The following is a 20,106-nucleotide window of genomic DNA, read 5'->3' as shown; positions in this document are numbered from 1 at the left end:
CATGCTCGCCGATCAGGATCGCATCTTCACGAACCTCTATGGCCTGCACGCACCGGGGCTGGAAGCGGCCAAGCAGCGCGGCGCCTGGGACGGTACTAAGTTCCTCCTCGAGATGGGACGCGACTGGATCATCGACGAGATGAAGCAGTCGGGCCTGCGCGGGCGCGGTGGCGCTGGATTTCCGACCGGCCTTAAATGGTCGTTCATGCCCAAGAAGTCCGACGGGCGCCCCCATTATCTCGTGGTCAACGCCGACGAGTCCGAGCCGGGCACCTGCAAGGACCGGGAGATCATGCGGCATGATCCGCACCTCCTGATCGAGGGCTGCCTGCTGGCCTCGTTCGCGATGGCCGCCCATGCCTGCTACATCTATATCCGCGGCGAGTACGTCGCCGAGAAGCACGCCCTCCAGCGGGCCGTGGACGAGGCCTACGAGGCGCGGCTCGTCGGTAAGGACAACATCCACGGCTACCCCTTCGACATCTACGTCCATCACGGCGCCGGCGCTTATATCTGCGGCGAGGAAACGGCACTTCTGGAGAGCCTCGAGGGCAAGAAGGGCATGCCGCGCCTGAAGCCCCCGTTCCCGGCCAATATGGGCCTCTACGGCTGCCCGACGACGGTCAACAATGTCGAGTCGATCGCGGTGGCAGGCACCATCCTGCGTCGCGGTGGTGCCTGGTTCGCTGGCCTTGGCGGGAAGAACAACACCGGCACCAAGCTGTTCTGTGTCTCGGGCCACGTCAACAAGCCCTGCAACGTCGAAGAGGAGCTCGGAATCACCTTCCGCGAACTCATCGACAAGCATTGCGGCGGCATGCGCGGCGGTTGGGACAACCTGCTCTGCTCCATTCCTGGCGGCTCCTCGGTGCCCCTGGTGCCGGCCGAGCAGATCATCGACGCCAAGATGGACTTCGACACTCTGAAGAACCTCGGCTCCGGCCTTGGTACTGCGGCGGTCATCGTGCTGGACCGCTCCACCGACATCGTCTCGGCCATCGCCCGCATCGCCTACTTCTACAAGCACGAATCCTGCGGCCAGTGCACGCCCTGCCGCGAAGGCACAGGCTGGATGTGGCGCGTGATGCTGCGCATGGCCGAGGGCCGGGCCCAGCGCCGCGAGATCGACATGCTCCTCGACGTGACGAAGCAGATCGAGGGTCACACCATCTGTGCGCTCGGTGACGCGGCGGCCTGGCCGATCCAGGGGCTGATCCGCCACTTCCGTCCCGAGATCGAGAAGCGCATCGACCGCTACAGTGCCAATCCGCATTCCGACCCGGTGCCGATGGCGGCCGAGTGACGATCCGATTTTTAGATCCTAGAGCTTAACCGTGGGCACGGCTCACTAATCCTGCTGCGAGCAAGTTTGAACTTAGTAAAAATGATTCAAATGTCTGGCTGATAGAGACAAAAAGAGACTCTGATGCGTGGGAAAGTTCTGGGATACGATGATTCCGCCGGGCAGGGCATCATCAGCGGAGATGATGGCCTCCGATACCAGTTTGTTCGTGGCGCATTACAGGGCAGTCAGCGCATTTTGCTCCCTGGACAAGACGTTGACTTCGTTTCTGAGAGCGGTGCTGCGCTGAATATCTTCGTGCTGAAGTCGAATAGCTTAGGCGATCGAAACAAGCTGGTTGCTGCTTTGCTGGCCTTTTTTCTGGGCCTTCTCGGCGCGCACAAGTTTTATCTTGGCCAGACGGGCTGGGGAATTGCCTACCTGCTGATGGGAACTGTCGGCTGGGTCACTCTGGGTATAATTCCGGGAATTCTGGCAATCGTCTGTCTCGTCGAGGCCATTGTTTACCTGACGAAGTCGGACGAAGCTTTTTACGCGCAATATGTCGCGAAGGTATAGTCGGGCGATGAAGACGGTCCGAGTAAGGGTACTGAGATGACCAAGATCGTCGTTGACGGCACCGAGGTCGATGTTCCGGCGGATTACACGCTGCTCCAGGCGTGCGAGATCGCGGGCGCGGAGATTCCGCGTTTTTGCTTCCATGAACGGCTGTCCATCGCGGGCAATTGCCGGATGTGTCTTGTCGAGCTGAAGGGCGCGCCGAAGCCGGTGGCCTCCTGCGCCTACGCGGTGAAGGATTGCCGGCCCGGTCCCAACGGCGAACCACCGGAGGTGCTGACTCGCTCGGGCCAGACGAAGAAGGCGCGAGAGGGGGTGATGGAATTCCTCCTCATCAATCACCCGCTCGATTGCCCGATCTGCGACCAGGGCGGCCACTGCGATCTCCAAGACCAGGCGATGGCCTACGGCGTCGACTCGACCCGCTACGGCGAGAACAAGCGCGCGGTCGAGGAGAAGTACATCGGTCCACTGGTGCGGACCGCCATGAATCGCTGCATTCACTGCACCCGCTGTGTCCGCTTCCTGGCAGAAGTCGCTGGCGTGCCGGATCTCGGCGCCATCGGGCGCGGCGAGGACATGGAGATCACCAGCTACCTCGAATCTGCGATGGGCTCCGAGCTTCAGGGCAACGTCGCCGACCTCTGCCCCGTCGGCGCCTTGGTCCACAAGCCGCAGAGCTACGAGGTTCGGCCTTGGGAGCTGTCGAAAACTGAATCCGTCGATGTGATGGACGCGGTAGGCTGCGCCATCCGGGTCGATGCCCGCGGTCGCGAGGTCATGCAGATCGAGCCGCGGGTTCACGAGGGGATCAACGAGGAATGGATCTCCGACAAGACCCGCCACGCTGTGGACGGCCTGCGGACCCAGCGCCTGGACCGCCCGTATCTACGTGAGAATGGTCGGCTGCGTCCTGCGTCCTGGGGTGAGGCGTTCGGCGCTATCGCCGCCAAGGTCAAGAACACCGACCCGAAGCGCATGGGCGCCGTGGTCGGCGATCTGGCCGGTGTGGAGGAGATCTATGCGCTGAAGGCACTGATGACGTCGCTTGGCGTGACGAATCTCGATTGCCGGCAGGCCAGCGAAGCGATCGATCCGTCCTGGGGCCGGGCTGCCTACACCTTTGGCACCGGCATTGCCGGGATCGAAGACGCGGACGCGATCCTGCTCGTCGGAACGAATCCCCGTCTCGAAGCCTCGCTGCTCAACGTGCGCATCCGCAAGCGCTGGCGCATGGGACCTTTGGCCGTCGGCCTCATCGGCGAGCCCGTCGACCTCACCTATCCGCACACCTATCTGGGTGCCGGCCCCGAGACGCTGGCCGACCTCGCCTCCGGCCAGCACAGCTTCGCCGAGGCCCTGAAGGCGGCCAGCCGTCCGCTCATCATCGTCGGCACGGGGGCGCTCACCCGACCCGACGGCGCCGCTATTCTGGCCGCCGCGGCGAAGCTTGCGAAGGATATCGGCGCGGTGACGCCCGAGTGGAACGGCTTCGGCGTGCTCCAGACGGCTGCTGCGCGGGTCGGCGCCCTCGATCTCCGCTTCGTGCCGGGGGAGGGCGGGCTGGACTTCGCCGGGATCGCGGGAGCGGGTTCGCTCGATGTGGTATACAACCTAGGTGCCGACGAGGTCACAATCGAACCCGGCGCCTTCGTGATCTACCAGGGTACGCATGGCGATCGCGGTGCCACCCGCGCCGACGTCGTCCTGCCGGGTGCCGCGTATACCGAAAAAAGCGCCACCTACGTCAACCTCGAGGGTCGGGTGCAGACCACCAATCGGGCCGGCTTCCCGCCGGGCGATGCCCGAGAGGATTGGGCGATCCTGCGCGCCCTGTCGGACGTGCTCGGCCGGCGCCTGCCGTTCGACTCGCTGGCGGCGCTTCGGCGTGCCCTCTATGCAGAGCATCCGCACTTCGCCGCTCTCGATGCGATCGCCCCGAGCGACGCCGTGGCCACGGTCGAGACGTTGTCGGCCTTGAGCGGCGAGCCGAGCCGCACCGCCTTCGCCTCGGCGATCCCGGACTTCTATCTCAGCAACGCGATCGCCCGCGCCTCGCGGGTGCTCGCCGAGTGTTCGAGCCTCGCCCGGGTGCGCGGCCTCGAAGCGGCCGAATAAGGATTTCCTGCCATGACCTCCTGGGAAATCCTCGGCACCGTCCTGCTCCTGGTGCTCAAGAGCTTCGTCCTGCTGGCGCTGCTCCTCGTCTTCATCGCCTACGCCCTGCTGGCCGATCGCAAGATCTGGGCGGCGGTCCAGCTCCGGCGCGGACCCAACGTGGTCGGGCCCTGGGGTTTGTTCCAGTCCTTCGCCGATCTGCTGAAATTCGTCCTGAAAGAGCCGATCATCCCGGCCGGTGCCAACAAGGCGCTGTTCCTGCTGGCGCCCCTGGTCTTCGCCACCCTGGCGCTCGCCGCCTGGGCGGTGATCCCGCTGGCCGAGGGCTGGGCCATCGCCGACCTCAACGTCGGCATCACCTACATCTTCGCGATCTCTTCGCTCGGAGTGTACGGCGTGCTGATGGGCGGATGGGCGTCGAACTCGAAATACGCCTTCCTGGGCGCGCTTCGCTCGGCGGCGCAGATGATCTCCTACGAGGTCTCCCTCGGCTTCGTCATCATCTGCGTCCTGCTCTGCGCCGGGTCGCTCAACCTGTCGCGCATCGTCATGGCGCAGGACACCTCGCTGGGCATCCTGGGCTGGTACTGGCTCTGGCTATTCCCGATGTTCGTGGTGTTCTTCATTTCGGCGCTGGCCGAGACGAACCGCCCGCCCTTCGATCTGCCGGAGGCGGAATCGGAACTCGTGGCTGGCTACATGGTCGAGTATTCCTCGACGCCGTACCTGCTGTTCATGCTGGGTGAGTACGTGGCCATCATGACCATGTGCGCGCTCGGCACGGTGCTGTTCCTCGGCGGCTGGCTCTCGCCGATCCCGTTCGCGCCCTTCACCTGGGTGCCGGGCCTGATCTGGTTCGCCCTGAAGGCCAGCTTCCTGTTCTTCATGATCGCCATGGTGAAGGCCATGGTGCCGCGCTACCGCTATGACCAGCTCATGCGCCTCGGCTGGAAGGTGTTCCTGCCGCTCTCGCTCGTCTCGGTCATCGTCGTCGCCTTTGTCCTCAAGCTCACCGGCCTCGCGCCGGGCGCCTGACAACCCCCTCACGGAGATCCGAGCCATGAAGCTCGATCAGGTCGCTAAGGGTCTGCTGCTGAAGGAGTTCGCGTCCGGGTTCGTCCTGGCGATGAAGTACTTCTTCAAGCCGAAGGCCACGATCAACTACCCCTTCGAGATGGGCCATCGCGGCCCGCGCTTCCGGGGCGAGCACGCCCTGCGTCGCTACCCCAACGGCGAGGAACGCTGCATCGCCTGCAAGCTGTGCGAGGCGATCTGCCCCGCCCAGGCCATCACCATCGAGGCCGGCCCCCGCCGCAACGACGGCACCCGCCGCACGACGCGCTACGACCTCGACATGGTGAAATGCATCTATTGCGGGATGTGTCAGGAGGCCTGCCCGGTCGACGCGATCGTCGAGGGGCCGAACTTCGAGTTCTCGGTCGAGACCCGCGAGGAGCTTCTCTACGACAAGGAGAAGCTCCTGCTGAACGGTGACCGCTGGGAGCGCGAGATCGCCCGCAATCTTTCGGTGGACGCGCCCTACCGCTGAACGACCGGAATGCGGCCCGACTCCGGGCGGATGAAACAGAGCGCCGGTTCTGCCTCCGCGGAACCGGCCCAGGCGCGCCGAGGCGGTTGTGCACCGCAGGGGCGGGTTCTATAGACGGGCGGCCGGTGGGCCGTGGCACAGTTTCGGCAGAAGGGGCCGTCCTCGGGACGGCTGATCTCTAGAATCGCATGAGCGCAGCCGCTGCCTTCTTCTACCTGTTCGCAGGTGTGACCATCGCCTCGGGCTTCATGGTGATCGCCTCGCGCAATCCCGTGGCCTCCGTGCTCTTCCTCATCCTGGCCTTCGTGAACGCCGCCGGGCTGTTCGTGATGATGGGCGCCGAGTTCCTGGCGATGATCCTGGTCGTCGTCTATGTCGGCGCCGTCGCGGTGCTGTTCCTGTTCGTCGTGATGATGCTGGACGTGGATTTCGCCCAGCTGCGTCAGGGCTTCCAGCAATACCTGCCCATCGGCGCCCTGATCGGCGCGGTGTTCCTGATCGAGCTGCTGCTGGTGGTCGGGTCGTGGACCATCGATCCCGGATTGATCCAGGCGCCCCTCGGCCCGGTCGCTAGCGCCGAGGCGGTCACCAACACCCAGGCCCTCGGCCGGGTGCTCTACACCGACTATGTCTTCTTCTTTCAGCTCGCCGGCCTGATCCTGCTGGTGGCGATGATCGGCGCCATCGTGCTGACCCTGCGCGACCGTCCGGGTGTCAAGCGTCAGAACATCTCCGTCCAGAACGCGCGCACGCAGGCCATGGCGGTGGAGACCCGCAAGGTACCCTCGCGCCAGGGCGTGGAAGTCTGATGGCCTGCGGACCTCGAACGGCAGAGACCGGGAGCCACATCCGATGATCGGCCTGAGCCACTACCTGACGGTCGCCGCGATCCTGTTCACGCTGGGCGTGCTCGGCATCTTCGTGAACCGCAAGAACGTCATCGTCATCCTGATGTCCGTCGAGCTGATCCTGCTCGCGGTCAACATCAACCTCGTCGCCTTCTCGACCCACCTCAACGATATCACCGGACAGGTCTTCGCCCTGTTCGTGCTGACCGTGGCGGCGGCGGAAGCGGCCATCGGCCTCGCCATCCTCGTCGTGTTCTTCCGAAACCGCGGTTCGATCGCGGTCGAGGACGTCAACATGATGAAGGGGTGAGCGGAACCGACACCCATCGATTCTGACGGTCCGGCATCGCGGTCTCCGCGCGCCGGACCGGTGACACGACACACAGGGCGCCGCATCGGCTCCCGCGCCCTGCGCGGGCCCGGGCGCACCCCAGGAGGCCGGACAAGCCAGCGATGTATCACGCGATCGTCTTCCTCCCGCTCGTCGGTGCGCTGCTCGCCGGCCTGTTCGGCCGCCAGCTCGGCCCGAAGCTCAGCGAGGGCATCACCACCGGCCTCCTCGCCTTCTCGGCGCTGCTGTCCTGGGGCGCCTTCCTCGAGGTGCCCGGCACCGAGCACGCCACCCGCGTGCAGGTGGCGACCTGGTTCACCGCCGGCGACCTCGTGGTCGACTGGGCCTTCCGCATCGACACCCTGACGGTGATCATGCTGGTGGTGGTCACCTCGGTCTCGACCCTCGTGCACCTCTACTCCATCGGCTACATGGAGGAGGATCCGCACCGTCCGCGCTTCTTCGCCTACCTGTCGCTCTTCACCTTCGCCATGCTGATGCTGGTGACGGCTGACAACCTGGTGCAGATGTTCTTCGGCTGGGAGGGCGTCGGCCTCGCCTCCTACCTGCTGATCGGGTTCTGGTACGAGAAGCCCTCGGCCAACGCCGCCGCCATGAAGGCCTTCATCGTCAACCGCGTCGGCGATTTCGGGTTCTCGCTCGGCATCTTCCTGGTCTTCGTGCTGACGGGATCGATCGCCTTCGATGGCATCTTCGCTCGCGCGCCCGAGATCAAGGACGCGACCTTCCACTTCCTCGGCTACGACTGGAACGCCCTGACGCTCGCCTGCCTGCTGCTGTTCATGGGTGCCATGGGCAAGTCGGCCCAGTTCCTGCTGCACACCTGGCTGCCCGACGCGATGGAGGGGCCGACCCCCGTCTCGGCGCTGATCCACGCCGCCACCATGGTGACGGCCGGCGTGTTCATGGTGGCGCGCCTGTCGCCGCTGTTCGAACTCGCTCCCAACGCCCTCATCGTGGTCACGGTGATCGGCGGCATCACGGCGTTCTTCGCCGCCACGATCGGCCTCGTGCAGAACGACATCAAGCGGGTGATCGCCTACTCGACCTGCTCGCAGCTCGGCTACATGTTCGTGGCGCTCGGCGTGGGCGCCTATTCGGCCGCCGTGTTCCACCTCTTCACCCACGCCTTCTTCAAGGCGCTGCTGTTCCTCGGCGCCGGCTCGGTCATCCACGCGATGCACCACGAGCAGGACATGCGGAACATGGGCAATCTCCGCCGCTACATTCCCTTCACCTCGGCGATGATGACCATCGGCACCCTGGCGCTGATCGGCTTCCCCTTCACCGCCGGCTATTACTCGAAGGACGCCATCATCGAGGCGGCCTATGCGTCGACGCGGCCTGGGCACACCCTGGCCTTCATCTGCACCGTCGTCGCCGCGCTGATGACCTCGTTCTATTCCTGGCGCCTGTTCTTCATGACCTTCGAGGGACCGGCGCGCTGGGCCGGCCATGGCGCCGCGCATCACGACGATCACCATGCCGCCGGGCATGCGGCTGTCCAGGCCGGCGCCTCCGCCCAGGTCGCGCATGTGGGTTCGTCGGTTGAAGCCGTCCATGTCAATTCGTCGGCTGAGGCCGACGGCGCCCCGGGCCATCATGAGGGCGTCGCCCACGACGACAAGGGCCACGACGTCGAGCCGGCCTCGCACAGCGCCATCGAGCACCACGATCATGCGCACACGCCGCATGAGAGCCCGCTGGTGATGACGATCCCCCTCGGCATCCTCGCCTTCGGGGCGCTCTTCGCCGGGCTGATCTTCAAGAACCGCTTCATCGGCGAGGGCATGGAGACATTCTGGGGCCACGCCCTGGGGCACGGCCCGGACAACCACATCATGCACGACATCCACGCGGTGCCGGCGCTGGTGGCCTACTCGCCCTTCATCATGATGCTGATCGGCTTCGTGCTGGCCTATTGGATGTATATCCGCCGGCCGGAACTGCCGGGCCAACTCGCAGCCCAGCAGCCGAGCCTGTACCGGTTCCTGCTCAACAAGTGGTACTTCGACGAACTCTACGACCGGATCTTCGTCCGACCGGCCAAGGATTTCGGCAAGTTCCTCTGGAAGGAAGCCGATGGCCGGGTCATCGACGGCATGGGTCCGGACGGGATCGCCACCCGCGTCCTCGACGTGACCCGCGGCGTCGTCCGTCTCCAGACCGGCTACGTCTACCACTACGCCTTCGTCATGCTCGTCGGCGTCGCCGCCCTCATCAGCTGGTACATGCTGACCGGCCTGCCCAAGGTCGCCCATTGATGGCCGCCGTCACGTATCGGAGCGCCCGCTCATGTTAGGCCTCGGAATTCTCTCCGGCCTCCTCATCGTGCCGCTCTGCGGCGCGGCCTTCATCCTCACCCTCGGGGAGGAGACCGAGGCTTCGAAGCGCAATGCCCGCTGGGCCGCGCTCATCACGACCCTCGCCACCTTCCTGCTCTCGCTGGTGGCCTGGGGCCGCTACGACGCGACGACCGCGAATTTCCAGCTGGTCGAGACCCATGCTTGGCTGAGCGAGACCACGCGGTTCAAGCTCGGCGTCGACGGCTTCTCGATGCCGCTGATCCTGCTGACCACGTTCCTGATGCCGTTCTGCATCGGCGCCTCGTGGCTCTCGGTGAACATCCGGGTGAAGGAATACTTCGTCGCCTTCCTGGTCCTCGAGACGACGATGATCGGTGTGTTCTGCGCCCTCGATCTGGTGCTGTTCTACCTGTTCTTCGAGGCTGGCCTGATCCCGATGTTCCTCATCATCGGCATCTGGGGCGGCAAGCGGCGCATCTACGCCAGCTTCAAGTTCTTCCTCTACACCCTGCTCGGCTCGGTGCTGATGCTGCTCGCCATCATGGCGATGTACTGGCATGCCGGCACCACCGACATCCCGACCCTGCTGCACACCCGCTTCCCGGTGCATATGCAGACGTGGCTGTGGCTCGCCTTCTTCGCCTCCTTCGCGGTGAAGATGCCGATGTGGCCGGTCCATACCTGGCTGCCCGACGCGCACGTGGAGGCGCCGACCGCCGGCTCGGTGATCCTGGCGGGCATCCTGCTGAAGATGGGCGGCTACGGCTTCATCCGGATTTCGCTGCCGATGTTCCCGGATGCGAGCCAAGCCTTCGCCCCGATGGTGTTCGCCCTCTCGGTGATCGCCATCATCTTCACCTCGCTGATCGCCCTGATGCAGACCGACATCAAGAAGCTCATTGCCTACTCGTCGGTGGCGCATATGGGTTTCGTGACGCTCGGCCTGTTCACCATGAACGAGCAGGGCATCCAGGGCGCGCTGTTCCTGATGATCTCGCACGGCATCGTGTCGGGCGCGCTCTTCCTCTGCGTCGGCGTCGTCTACGACCGGATGCACACCCGCGAGATCGCCGCCTATGGCGGGCTGGTGAAGCGGATGCCGCTCTACGCGGCGGCCATGATGGTGTTCACGATGGCCAATGTCGGCCTGCCCGGGACGTCGGGCTTCGTCGGCGAGTTCCTGGCCATGATGGGGGCTTTCCGGGCCAACCCGACGGTGGCGTTCTTCTCGGTGTTCGGCATCATCCTGTCGGCCGGCTACGCCCTCTGGCTCTACGCCCGGGTGATCTACGGCAAGCTCGAGAAGCCCAACCTGCAGGGCATCCTCGACCTGGATCTCCGCGAAAAGATCATCATCGCGCCGCTCGTCGCCCTGACGATCTATTACGGCGTCCACCCGGCCCCCGTGCTCGACACCTTCGCGCCCTCGACGGAAGCGTTGATGCAGAGCATGCGGACCGCGCTCTCGAACACGCAGACCGCCGCGGCCACCCTGCCGTCCGTGTCGCGCTGAAGGCTTGATCCGATGAACGCCGCTCAGATCGTCCTGCCCGCGCTCGGGCCTGCCCTGCCGGAGCTGATCCTCAGCATCGGCGTGCTGGTGCTGATCCTCTACGGGGCGTTCCGGGGCGAGCGCTCCGCCGAGGGCGTCAATGTCGGCGCCCTGATCCTGCTGGTGCTCGCGCTGTTCGCGGTCATGTCCCAGTCGGGCGCCAAGATCACCACCCTGAACGGCTCGTTCATCATCGACAACTTCTCCAAGGTGATGAAGGCGCTGATCCTGCTCGGCTCGGCCGCCACGATCCTGCTCTCGCGCGACTACTTCCAGCGCGAGCGCATCGACCGGTTCGAGTTCCCGATCCTGCTGATCCTGTGCACCGTCGGCATGATGGTGATGGCCTCGGCCAACGACCTGATCTCGCTCTATCTCGGACTCGAGCTGCAGTCGCTCGCCGCCTACGTCATCGCGGCGTTCCATCGCGACAACCTTAAGTCCACGGAAGCCGGGCTGAAGTACTTCGTCCTCGGCGCGCTCTCCTCGGGCATGCTGCTCTACGGCGCCTCCCTGGTCTACGGCTTCACCGGCACCGTCTCCTTTCCGGGCATCGTCGCGGCGCTCGACGGCACGGCGGGCTTCGGCATCGTGCTCGGCATCGTCTTCGTGGCCGCCGGCGTCGCCTTCAAGCTCGCGGCCGTGCCGTTCCACATGTGGACCCCCGACGTCTACGAGGGCTCGCCGACGCCGGTGACGGCGTTCTTCGCCTCGGCGCCCAAGATGGCCGCCATGGCGATGACGGTGCGGCTCTTCATCGGCGCCTTCCCGGACGTGACGGCGGTGTGGCAGCAGATCATCGTGTTCGTGGCGATCGCCTCGATGGCGCTCGGCTCGTTCGCCGCCATCGGCCAGCGCTCGCTCAAGCGGCTCATGGCCTATTCGTCGATCGGCAATGTCGGCTACGCCCTGGTCGGCCTCGCCGCCGGTTCGCCGGAAGGCATCCGGGGCGTCGTCGTCTACATGATCATCTACCTCGCGATGACGCTGGGCGCCTTCGCGGTGCTGCTGTCGCTGCGGCGCGGCGGCCAGATGTTCGAGACCGTCGACGATCTCTCCGGCCTGTCGCGGACCCATCCGGTCCTGGCCTTCTGCCTCGCCGCGATGATGTTCTCCCTCGCGGGCATCCCGCCGCTGGCCGGGTTCTTCGCCAAGTACTACGTCTTCGCCGCCGCCATCAAAGCCGACCTCGTGGCCCTGGCGATCATCGGCGTGGTCACCAGCGTGATCGGGGCGTTCTATTATCTGCGCCTCGTCAAGGTGATGTATTTCGACGAGCCGGTGGCCGCCTACGAGCCGATGGCGCCCGGCACCCGCATCGTCCTCGCGTTGGCGAGTCTCGTGGTGGTGCTGTTCGGGATCGTGCCGGCCCCGCTGGTGGACGCCGCGGGTGCCGCCGCCAAGTCGCTGTTCTAGCCCGTTGAGCGGATACGGCCTCGGCCCGCAGGCGCGGGTCGCGGGACATCGCCTCCACGTCCACGAGCGCCTCGACTCCACCAACACCGAGGCGATGGCGCGTTTCCGGGTCGGCGAGACCGGTCCGCTCTGGATCGTGGCCCATCGGCAGGACGCGGGCCGGGGCCGGCGCGGCAATGCCTGGGCCTCCGAGCCCGGCAACCTGACCGCGAGCCTGCTGTGGCCGGTGGACGACGTGGAGCCCGGCCAGGTGCCGACCCTCGGCTTCGTCGCCGGTGTCGCCCTGTCCGCCGCCCTCGCCGCCGTCGGCGTCGAAGGGTGCCGCCTGAAGTGGCCGAACGACGTTCTGGCCTCCGGCGCCAAGCTCGCGGGCCTCCTGCTGGAGGCCGACAGCCGCCCCGGCGGGCGTCGCGCGGTCGTGATGGGCTTCGGCGTCAACGTCGCTGCGGCGCCACAGGGCTTGCCTTATCCCGCAACCTGCCTCAGGCAGATGCGGTACGACACGCGCGCCGAGGATCTGTTCGTCCACCTGACGGACGCCGTCATCGACGCAGCGCGACAATGGGACCGTGGCCGCGGGTTCGAGAGAATCCGCGAGCGCTGGATCGCTGACGCGGCCGGGATCGGCGCGCCGGTTTCGGTGCGGACAGGCGACACCCTCGTACACGGAATTTTCGAGACGATCGACGGAGCGGGACGCCTCGTCGTCCGCTCGGAGGATGGAACGCGACGGACCGTGACGGCGGGCGAGGTGCATCTGGGAACGGCCGCGACGGCGGCTTGAGGTTTGACGGACAATGACGACAGGGCAAGACGAACTCGTCTTCGTGCCGCTCGGCGGCGTGGGCGAGATCGGCATGAACGCGGCGCTCTACGGCTTCGGCCCCCCGAAGCGGCGCAAATGGATCATGGTCGATTGCGGCATGGGCTTCGCCGGCGAGGAGGGTTTCCCCGGCATCGACCTGATGTTCCCCGACCTGAGCTTCATCGAGGAGCGCAAGGACGACCTCCTCGCCATCTTCATCACCCACGCGCACGAAGACCATATCGGCGCCATCGGTGAGCTGTGGCCCAAGCTCAAGGCGCCGGTCTACGCGACGCGGTTCGCCAAGAACCTGCTGGAAGCCCGCCGGTTGAGCGAGCCGGGTGCCCCCAAGGTCATCCTGAAGGAGATCCAGGCCGGGCGCCGGGTGCAGATCGGTCCCTTCGAGATCGAGTACGTGCCGGTCTCGCACTCGATCCCCGAATCCAACGCGGTCGCGATCCGCACGCCGCACGGCCTGCTGCTCCACACCGGCGACTGGAAGCTGGACCCGACCCCGATCCTCGGCGACGTGACGTCGGAGGCCGCCTTCCGGGCGCTCGGCGACGAGGGCATCCTGGCGATGATCAGCGACTCGACCAACGTCGTGCGCGAGGGCCGGTCCCCGAGCGAGGCCGAGGTCGCCGCCACCCTGCGCGAGTTGATCGCCGAGGCGCCGCACCGCGTGGCGGTCACCACCTTCGCCTCCAACGTCGCCCGCATGCGGGCCGTGGCCGAGGCCGCCCAGGCCTGTGGCCGTGAAGTCATCGCGGTCGGCCGCGCCATGGACCGGGTCATCGGAGTCGCGCGCGAATGCGGCTTCCTCGACGGCCTGCCGGAATTCCGGTCGTCGGACAGCTACGGCTACCTGCCGCGCGACAAGGTCGTTGCCCTGCTCACCGGTTCGCAGGGCGAGGAGCGGGCCGCGCTCGCCCGGGTCTCGCGCGACGACCATCCGGACATCACGCTCGCCGCGGGTGACCGCGTGATCTTCTCCTCGCGCGCCATTCCCGGCAACGAGCGGGCGGTCGGCGCGATCATCAACGACCTCATCAATGCCGGCATCGAGGTGGTCACCGACCGCACCAAGCTGGTCCACGTCTCCGGCCATCCCCGCCGCGACGAGATGGCGGAGATGTATGCCTGGACCCGACCGCAGACCGCGATCCCGGTCCACGGCGAGGCCCTGCACCTGGACGAGCACGCGCGTTTCGCCCGGGCCCAGGGCGTTCCCAACATCGTCAAGGCCCGGAACGGCAGCGTCGTGCGCCTCGCGCCCGGCACGCCGGAGATCGTCGACCACGTCAAGGCCGGGCGCCTGTTCAAGGACGGCAACGTCCTGATCGACGCCAAGGACCGGGCCATCCCCGAGCGGCGCAAGCTCTCGCAGGCCGGTCTGGTCTCCGTGGCCATCGCGATCGACGTCCAGGGCGAGATCCTGGGCGAGCCCGCCATCGACATCATCGGCCTGCCCAATCGCGGCCGCAACGGCCAGGCGATGCTGGACGTGGTGGTCGAGTCCGTCTCGCGGACCCTGTCGGGCCTGTCCAAGCCGAAGCGCAAGGACGCCGAGGCCGTCGAGAAGGCGGTCGACCGGGGTATCCGTTCGGCCGTGAACGAGGTCTGGGGCAAGAAGCCCGCCTGCCACGTGCAGGTGGTCGAGGTCTAGGGCATCGACCCTCCCCCCTCGGCGGGGGAGGGGGCCTGCGGAGCAAGGTTGGAGAGGGCTGGACCTCTCCGGAACGGGTGCTCCCCTCTCCCGTCCCGCTTCGCGGGCCACCCTCTCCCGCAGAGGGGAGAGGGGCATTTCGCGGGGCAAGCATAACGGGGGGAGCCCATCATGATCGGACGCCTGAACCATGTCGCCATCGCGGTTCGCGATCTCGACGCCGCCTGCGCCATCTATCGCGACACCCTGGGCGCCACCGTCACGGAGCCGCTGCCGCAGCCCGAGCATGGCGTCACGGTGGTGTTCGTGAACCTGCCCAACAGCAAGGTCGAGCTGATGGCGCCGCTCGGCGAGGGCTCGCCGATCGAGAGCTTCGTCGAGCGCAATCCCAACGGTGGCGTGCACCACGTCTGCTACGAGGTCGACGACATCCTGGCTGCGCGCGACCAGCTGAAGGCCCAGGGCGCGCGCGTTCTCGGCACCGGCGAGCCGAAGATCGGCGCCCACGGCAAGCCCGTGCTCTTCCTGCATCCGAAGGACTTCCTCGGGACCCTCGTCGAGCTGGAACAGGTCTGAGCCGAATGGGCGCAGTCCTCCAGGCCCTGGCCGCCTCCACCCTCCGCACCCTCGGGGTGATGGTGGTGGTGCTTGCCACGGCAGTCGCCGTCGCGGTGAGCTTGTTCAAGCTCTCGGTGTTCGGTGCGCTCGCCCTCTACTTCGTGGTCTGGTGGACGCTGCTCTTCGTCATCCTGCCCCTGCGCAACCAGGTGGAGAGCGACCCGGCGCGGATGGTGCCCGGCCAGGACCCGGGGGCGCCGGCCAGCCCGCGCCTGCGCGAGAAGGCGATCCTGACCTCGCTCCTGGCGAGCGTGGTCTTCCTGGTGACGATCCAGGTGTTCGAGCTGGCGGGGCTCTGAGGCGACGGCGCGACCGGGTTTACGCAGCTGTCTCTTAGCGGTCGGGCCGCATCCCCGTCGACGCCGGGACAGAGTCACCGCATAAGCTCGGCATCGGGGGCGAAGTCCAGACGCAGCACCCCGTCATCCCGGGGCCGCGCAGCTGAGCCCGGAGTCCAGAAACGCAAGTCGTGCAGGAACTTACGCCGTCAGCGGCTCTGGATTGCACGCCGCCGGCGCGCCCCTTCGGGTCCGAGCTCGCCTGTGGCGCCCCGGAATGACACCGGGGATGGAATCTCCGATCGAACCGCTTTTGGACGAGGGCGCCCAAGCGACGCAGACGCCGAAGAGGCGATGCCAGCCTCGCGCAAGCGTCTAGGCATAAAAAAAGCAAGGCCTAAGCCTTGCTTTGTAAAGATGGTAGTGCGCTCAGCCTCGATTGTCTCACGCATTGCTGACGGCGTGGCGGCTGAAATTCCTCCCGAGACTCGGACCGTGCGGCGCCGCTGCTTGGGCGGTGCGACCATCACGGGGCGCTTATAGGAACAACAATTCTCATTGTCACGTCCTTCGTGACACATTCTTGCGCTTTTCTACCGGAATGCGTGTCGGTTCTGCGCATTTGTCCGCGTGACCGCACCGGAACGGCGATTGAGCGGATCGGTGTCACCTGGCCGCGCTTGTCTTTTCCTGATGCAATGTGTTGTGTGCCGGGGCGTGCCGTTGACCCACTGGCACGCTGTTTCCAGGGCCTTCCATGCGTCTCTCCCGCTATTTCCTGCCGACCTTGCGCGAGACGCCCAAGGAAGCCGAGATCGTCTCCCACCGCCTGATGCTTCGGGCCGGCCTCGTACGCCAGGAGGCCGCCGGCATCTATGCCTGGCTGCCGCTCGGCCTGCGCGTGCTGAACAAGGTCTGCGCGGTGATCCGCGAGGAGCAGGACCGGGCGGGCGCCATCGAGATCCTGATGCCGGCGATCCAGTCGGCCGAGCTCTGGCGCGAATCCGGCCGCTACGAGGCCTATGGCAAGGAGATGCTTCGGATCTCCGACCGCCACGACCGCGAGATGCTGTTCGGGCCCACCGCCGAGGAGGTCGTCACCGAGATCTTCCGTGGCAGCGTGCGCTCCTACAAGGACCTGCCGAAGAACCTCTATCAGATCTCGTGGAAGTTCCGGGACGAGGTGCGGCCGCGCTTTGGCACCATGCGCTCGCGCGAGTTCCTGATGAAGGATGCCTACTCGTTCGACATCGATCAGGCCGCCGCCCGCCATGCCTATAACCGGATGTTCGTGGCGTATCTGCGCACCTTCGCGGGTCTCGGTCTCAAGGCGATCCCGATGCGGGCCGATACCGGGCCGATCGGCGGCGATCTCAGCCACGAATTCATCATCCTGGCCCAGACCGGCGAGAGCGAGGTCTACTGCGACAGCCAGTATCTCGACTTCGAGATCCCGCCGGTGACCACCGATTTCGAGGACGTCGCCGCGCTCCAGGGCACCGTCGACCGCTGGACCTCGCTCTACGCCGCGACCTCCGAGATGCACGAGCCGGCGGCCTTCGCCGAGGTGCAGGGCGACAAGCAGATGGCCGCGCGCGGCATCGAGGTCGGGCACATCTTCTATTTCGGCACCAAGTATTCCGAGCCGATGGGCGCAAAGGTCACCGGTCCCGACGGGGTCGATCGCCCGGTCCACATGGGCTCCTACGGCATCGGCCCGAGCCGCCTCGTGGCGGCGATCATCGAGGCGTCGCACGACGAGGCCGGGATCATCTGGCCCGATTCCGTCGCGCCCTTCGACGTCGCCCTGATCAACCTGAAGACCGGCGACGCTGCCACCGACGCGGCCTGCGCGGAGATCCAGACGACCCTGGAGGCCGCCGGGCTCAGCGTGCTGTACGACGACCGCGACGAGCGCCCGGGCGCGAAGTTCGCCACCGCCGATCTCATCGGCCTGCCCTGGCAGGTCATCGTCGGCCCGCGCGGCCTCGCAGAGGGCAAGGTCGAGCTGAAGCGGCGCGCCGGGGCCGAACGCGAGAGCATCGCCCCGATCGATCTGCTCGCCCGTCTGAAGCGGGTCTGAGGCGCATCATGGCGGGGGCCCTGACGGACAGGCTCGCGGGTCTTCGCACGCGGTTCCAGCGCGGGAGTACGCCGCCCTTCGCTGGATTCGAGTGGATCATCGCCGGGCGCTACCTGCGGGCGCGGCGCCGGGGCGGCGGCGTCTCGGTGGTGGCCTTCTTCTCGTTGCTGGGTATCGCGCTCGGCGTGGCCACGCTGATCATCGTGCTCTCGGTGATGAACGGCTTCCGCACGGAACTCCTGTCGAAGATCATCGGCATCAACGGGCACGTCTTCGTCTCGCCGATCGACAAGCTCTTCACCGACTATGCCGACCTGTCCGAACGCCTGTCTAAGGTGGCCGGCGTCCGGGCCGCGATTCCCCTGGTGGAGGGGCAGGCCTTCGCCTCCTCGCCCTATGGCGGCGCCGGCAGCGGCGTGCTGGTGCGCGGCATCCGGGGCGAGGATCTCGACAAGATCGGCGCCATCGCCAGCAACGTCAAAAGCGGCAGCCTCGAAGGCTTCGACGACGGCTCGGGCGTCGCCATCGGACGCCGGCTCGCCGAATCCCTCGGGGTCCAGGCCGGCGACCAGATCAACCTGTTGACGCCGAAGGGCGCCTCGACCCCGTTCGGGACGGCGCCCCGCACCAAGGGCTATTCGATCAAGGCGATCTTCGAGATCGGCATGACCGAGTTCGACTCGACCTTCGTGTTCATGCCGCTCACCGAGGCGCAGGCCTTCTTCAACCGGGATTCCGACGTCAGCCTGATTGAGGTCTATCTCGACAACGCCGAATCGGTGGCGGCGATGCGACCCGATCTGGAGATGGCGGCCGAGCGCCCGGTGCTGCTGACCGACTGGCGCCAGCGCAACCGAACCTTCTTCGGCGCCCTGGAGGTGGAGCGGAACGTGATGTTCCTGATCCTCAGCCTGATCGTCGTGGTGGCGACCCTCAACATCATCTCGGGCCTGATCCTGCTGGTGCGCGACAAGTCGAGCGACATCGCCATCCTACGCACCATGGGGGCGACCCCCGGCACCATCATGCGGGTGTTCCTGATCAACGGCGCGCTGATCGGCGTGGTCGGAACCTTGAGCGGGCTGGCGCTCGGCATCCTGATCACGGTCAACATCAAGGGCATCCAGCGGGTGCTGTTCCCCTCCGCCTGGGACCCGACCGTGCGCTTCCTCGCCGAGATCCCGGCCGAGATGAACGCCAACGAGATCACCGTCGTGGTGGTCACCTCCATCGCCCTGTCGCTGATCGCGACGCTGTACCCCTCGTGGCGCGCCGCCCGGCTCGATCCGGTGCAGGCCCTGCGCTACGGCTGAAGGCCCGAACCTCCATGACCACGAAAGCCGAGGCGCCCGGCGCGCAGCCGGTCCCGGCCCTGTTCCTCGCCAAGGTGGAGCGGCGCTACCCGCAGGGGACCGGTGCCCTCGAGATCCTGCGGCAGGCCGACCTCGCGATCTGGCCCGGCGAGCTCGTCGCCCTGGTGGCGCCCTCGGGCGCCGGCAAGAGCACGCTCCTGCATCTCGCCGGCCTGCTGGAGCGCCCGGATGGCGGCGAGATCTACCTCGGGGGCACGCCCACGGCGGCGATGGCCGATGCCGAGCGCACCCGCCTGCGCCGCGAGGAGATGGGCTTCGTCTACCAGTTCCACCATCTCCTGCCGGAGTTCTCGGCCCTGGAGAACGTGGTCATGCCCCAGCTCATCCGGGGATTGTCGAACCGCGAGGCCAAGGCGCGCGCGACGGAGCTCCTGAGCTTCCTCGGGCTGAAGGACCGGCTCGTCCATCGGCCCGCCGAACTGTCCGGCGGGGAGCAGCAGCGCGTCGCCATCGCGCGCGCCGTCGCCAACGGCCCGCGCCTGCTGCTCGCCGACGAGCCGACCGGCAATCTCGATCCGCACACCGCGGCCCACGTCTTCGGCATCCTGGTGGCGCTGGTGCGCGCCTCCGGCCTCGCCGCCCTCATCGCGACCCACAACATGGACCTGGCCGCCCGCATGGACCGGCGGGTGACGATCCGGGACGGGCTGATCGAAGAGGTGGCGTGACCGGGCTGGGCGGCCTGATCGCGGCACCGCCTTGCGTCCGCGGAGTCGTCAGAACACGTCCATGGGTGTGTACATGAGGCTTAGAGCCATGACCCATGTCGGTTTCACCGAGCTGCGGAAGAACCCGGCGACCCATTTCGACCGGGTCGAGACGGATCGCACCGAACTGGTGGTGACGCGGCAGAACACGAAGATCTCGTCATCCTACCGCTTGCCGAGTTCGAGAGCCTGCGTGAGACCCTTCACCTGCTCGGGACACCGGCGAATGCCCGGCGCCTGACCGAAGCCATGGCGCAACGCGACGGTGCCGGGGGGACGGATCGGGACCTGATCCAGCCGTGACGCTGGTCTGGTCTGACCATGCCTGGGACGATTACCTTCACGGGCAGGCGGCCGATCGAACGACCCTCCAGCGCATCACCGTGTTGATCGGTGAGGCCCGGCGGCATCCGTTCCAGGGCGTTGGCAAGCCCGAGCCGCTGAAAGGCCATCTCAAGGGCTGGTGGTCGCGACGGATGACCGGGGAGCACCGCCTTGTCTATCGGGTCGCCGGGCAGGGACCGGATCAGGCCCTCGAAATCCTCCAATGCCGCTGGCATTGCGACGCCTGACA

The 20,106-nt window shown here is 66.6% G+C and carries 19 protein-coding genes; all 19 read left to right on the top strand.

The features are described from left to right. Window position 1: 1 nt before the first annotated feature. The 19 genes from nuoF to J7U37_RS05500 all read left to right on the top strand — a co-directional run bounded on the left by nuoF (window position 2) and on the right by J7U37_RS05500 (window position 20,104). Window positions 2–1,303: an NADH-quinone oxidoreductase subunit NuoF gene (gene nuoF, locus J7U37_RS05590; protein ID WP_056178930.1), complete on the top strand. Its 1,302-nt coding sequence runs from the start codon at window positions 2–4 to the stop codon at window positions 1,301–1,303. Between the two features lie 123 nt (window positions 1,304–1,426). Next, window positions 1,427–1,861, top strand: coding sequence for an NINE protein (locus J7U37_RS05585; protein ID WP_247635065.1), 435 nt, complete (start codon window positions 1,427–1,429; stop codon window positions 1,859–1,861). Between the two features lie 36 nt (window positions 1,862–1,897). Continuing rightward, window positions 1,898–3,979 carry an NADH-quinone oxidoreductase subunit NuoG gene (nuoG, locus tag J7U37_RS05580; RefSeq protein ID WP_247635064.1) on the top strand — a complete coding sequence of 694 codons (2,082 nt, stop codon included), beginning with the start codon at window positions 1,898–1,900 and terminating at the stop codon, window positions 3,977–3,979. Window positions 3,980–3,991: 12 nt separating this feature from the next. Then, on the top strand, window positions 3,992–5,014 hold the full coding sequence (gene nuoH, locus J7U37_RS05575; protein WP_056483763.1) for an NADH-quinone oxidoreductase subunit NuoH: 1,023 nt from the start codon (window positions 3,992–3,994) through the stop codon (window positions 5,012–5,014). Between the two features lie 25 nt (window positions 5,015–5,039). Beyond that, complete coding sequence (gene nuoI / locus J7U37_RS05570; protein ID WP_056178940.1) at window positions 5,040–5,528, top strand: NADH-quinone oxidoreductase subunit NuoI; 489 nt, start codon at window positions 5,040–5,042, stop codon at window positions 5,526–5,528. A 188-nt stretch (window positions 5,529–5,716) separates the two neighbouring features. Beyond that, window positions 5,717–6,337 (top strand): NADH-quinone oxidoreductase subunit J, encoded by a 621-nt coding sequence (locus J7U37_RS05565; protein ID WP_056178943.1) that lies wholly within the window; start codon window positions 5,717–5,719, stop codon window positions 6,335–6,337. A 43-nt stretch (window positions 6,338–6,380) separates the two neighbouring features. Continuing rightward, window positions 6,381–6,686, top strand: coding sequence for an NADH-quinone oxidoreductase subunit NuoK (gene nuoK, locus J7U37_RS05560; RefSeq protein WP_055947368.1), 306 nt, complete (start codon window positions 6,381–6,383; stop codon window positions 6,684–6,686). A gap of 143 nt (window positions 6,687–6,829) precedes the next feature. Next, window positions 6,830–8,992 carry an NADH-quinone oxidoreductase subunit L gene (gene nuoL, locus J7U37_RS05555; protein ID WP_247635063.1) on the top strand — a complete coding sequence of 721 codons (2,163 nt, stop codon included), beginning with the start codon at window positions 6,830–6,832 and terminating at the stop codon, window positions 8,990–8,992. Between the two features lie 31 nt (window positions 8,993–9,023). Continuing rightward, the gene (locus tag J7U37_RS05550; RefSeq protein ID WP_056178948.1) at window positions 9,024–10,547 is read left to right on the top strand and encodes an NADH-quinone oxidoreductase subunit M; all 1,524 of its coding nucleotides are present in this window, start codon (window positions 9,024–9,026) and stop codon (window positions 10,545–10,547) included. 12 nt (window positions 10,548–10,559) lie between these two features. Beyond that, window positions 10,560–12,002, top strand: a complete 1,443-nt coding sequence (nuoN, locus tag J7U37_RS05545; RefSeq protein ID WP_056178951.1) for an NADH-quinone oxidoreductase subunit NuoN — start codon at window positions 10,560–10,562, stop codon at window positions 12,000–12,002. Window positions 12,003–12,006: 4 nt separating this feature from the next. After that, window positions 12,007–12,786, top strand: a complete 780-nt coding sequence (locus J7U37_RS05540; RefSeq protein WP_282103654.1) for a biotin--[acetyl-CoA-carboxylase] ligase — start codon at window positions 12,007–12,009, stop codon at window positions 12,784–12,786. 13 nt (window positions 12,787–12,799) lie between these two features. Further along, a complete protein-coding gene (locus J7U37_RS05535) occupies window positions 12,800–14,473 on the top strand; it encodes a ribonuclease J (protein WP_056178958.1) in 1,674 nt (557 codons plus the stop codon). Between the two features lie 171 nt (window positions 14,474–14,644). Beyond that, window positions 14,645–15,049 (top strand): methylmalonyl-CoA epimerase, encoded by a 405-nt coding sequence (mce, locus tag J7U37_RS05530; protein ID WP_056178961.1) that lies wholly within the window; start codon window positions 14,645–14,647, stop codon window positions 15,047–15,049. 5 nt (window positions 15,050–15,054) lie between these two features. Continuing rightward, window positions 15,055–15,390: a DUF1467 family protein gene (locus tag J7U37_RS05525; RefSeq protein WP_200935860.1), complete on the top strand. Its 336-nt coding sequence runs from the start codon at window positions 15,055–15,057 to the stop codon at window positions 15,388–15,390. A 736-nt stretch (window positions 15,391–16,126) separates the two neighbouring features. Further along, entirely contained in the window at window positions 16,127–17,452 is a 1,326-nt protein-coding gene (gene proS / locus J7U37_RS05520) for a proline--tRNA ligase (RefSeq protein ID WP_247635062.1), read from the top strand. Window positions 17,453–17,460: 8 nt separating this feature from the next. Further along, window positions 17,461–18,765 carry a lipoprotein-releasing ABC transporter permease subunit gene (locus tag J7U37_RS05515; protein WP_056178967.1) on the top strand — a complete coding sequence of 435 codons (1,305 nt, stop codon included), beginning with the start codon at window positions 17,461–17,463 and terminating at the stop codon, window positions 18,763–18,765. Window positions 18,766–18,779: 14 nt separating this feature from the next. Then, a complete protein-coding gene (locus J7U37_RS05510; protein ID WP_056178969.1) occupies window positions 18,780–19,493 on the top strand; it encodes an ABC transporter ATP-binding protein in 714 nt (237 codons plus the stop codon). An 88-nt stretch (window positions 19,494–19,581) separates the two neighbouring features. Continuing rightward, window positions 19,582–19,773, top strand: coding sequence for a type II toxin-antitoxin system Phd/YefM family antitoxin (locus J7U37_RS05505; RefSeq protein WP_247635061.1), 192 nt, complete (start codon window positions 19,582–19,584; stop codon window positions 19,771–19,773). Window positions 19,774–19,831: 58 nt separating this feature from the next. Beyond that, entirely contained in the window at window positions 19,832–20,104 is a 273-nt protein-coding gene (locus tag J7U37_RS05500) for a Txe/YoeB family addiction module toxin (RefSeq protein WP_247635060.1), read from the top strand. Window positions 20,105–20,106 lie beyond the last annotated feature (2 nt).

The sequence above is a fragment of the Methylobacterium sp. 37f genome (genome assembly GCF_023093475.1).
GTDB lineage: Bacteria > Pseudomonadota > Alphaproteobacteria > Rhizobiales > Beijerinckiaceae > Methylobacterium.
Note: the sequence above shows the minus strand (reverse complement) of the source record. Positions and strands in the feature narration are given on the sequence as shown.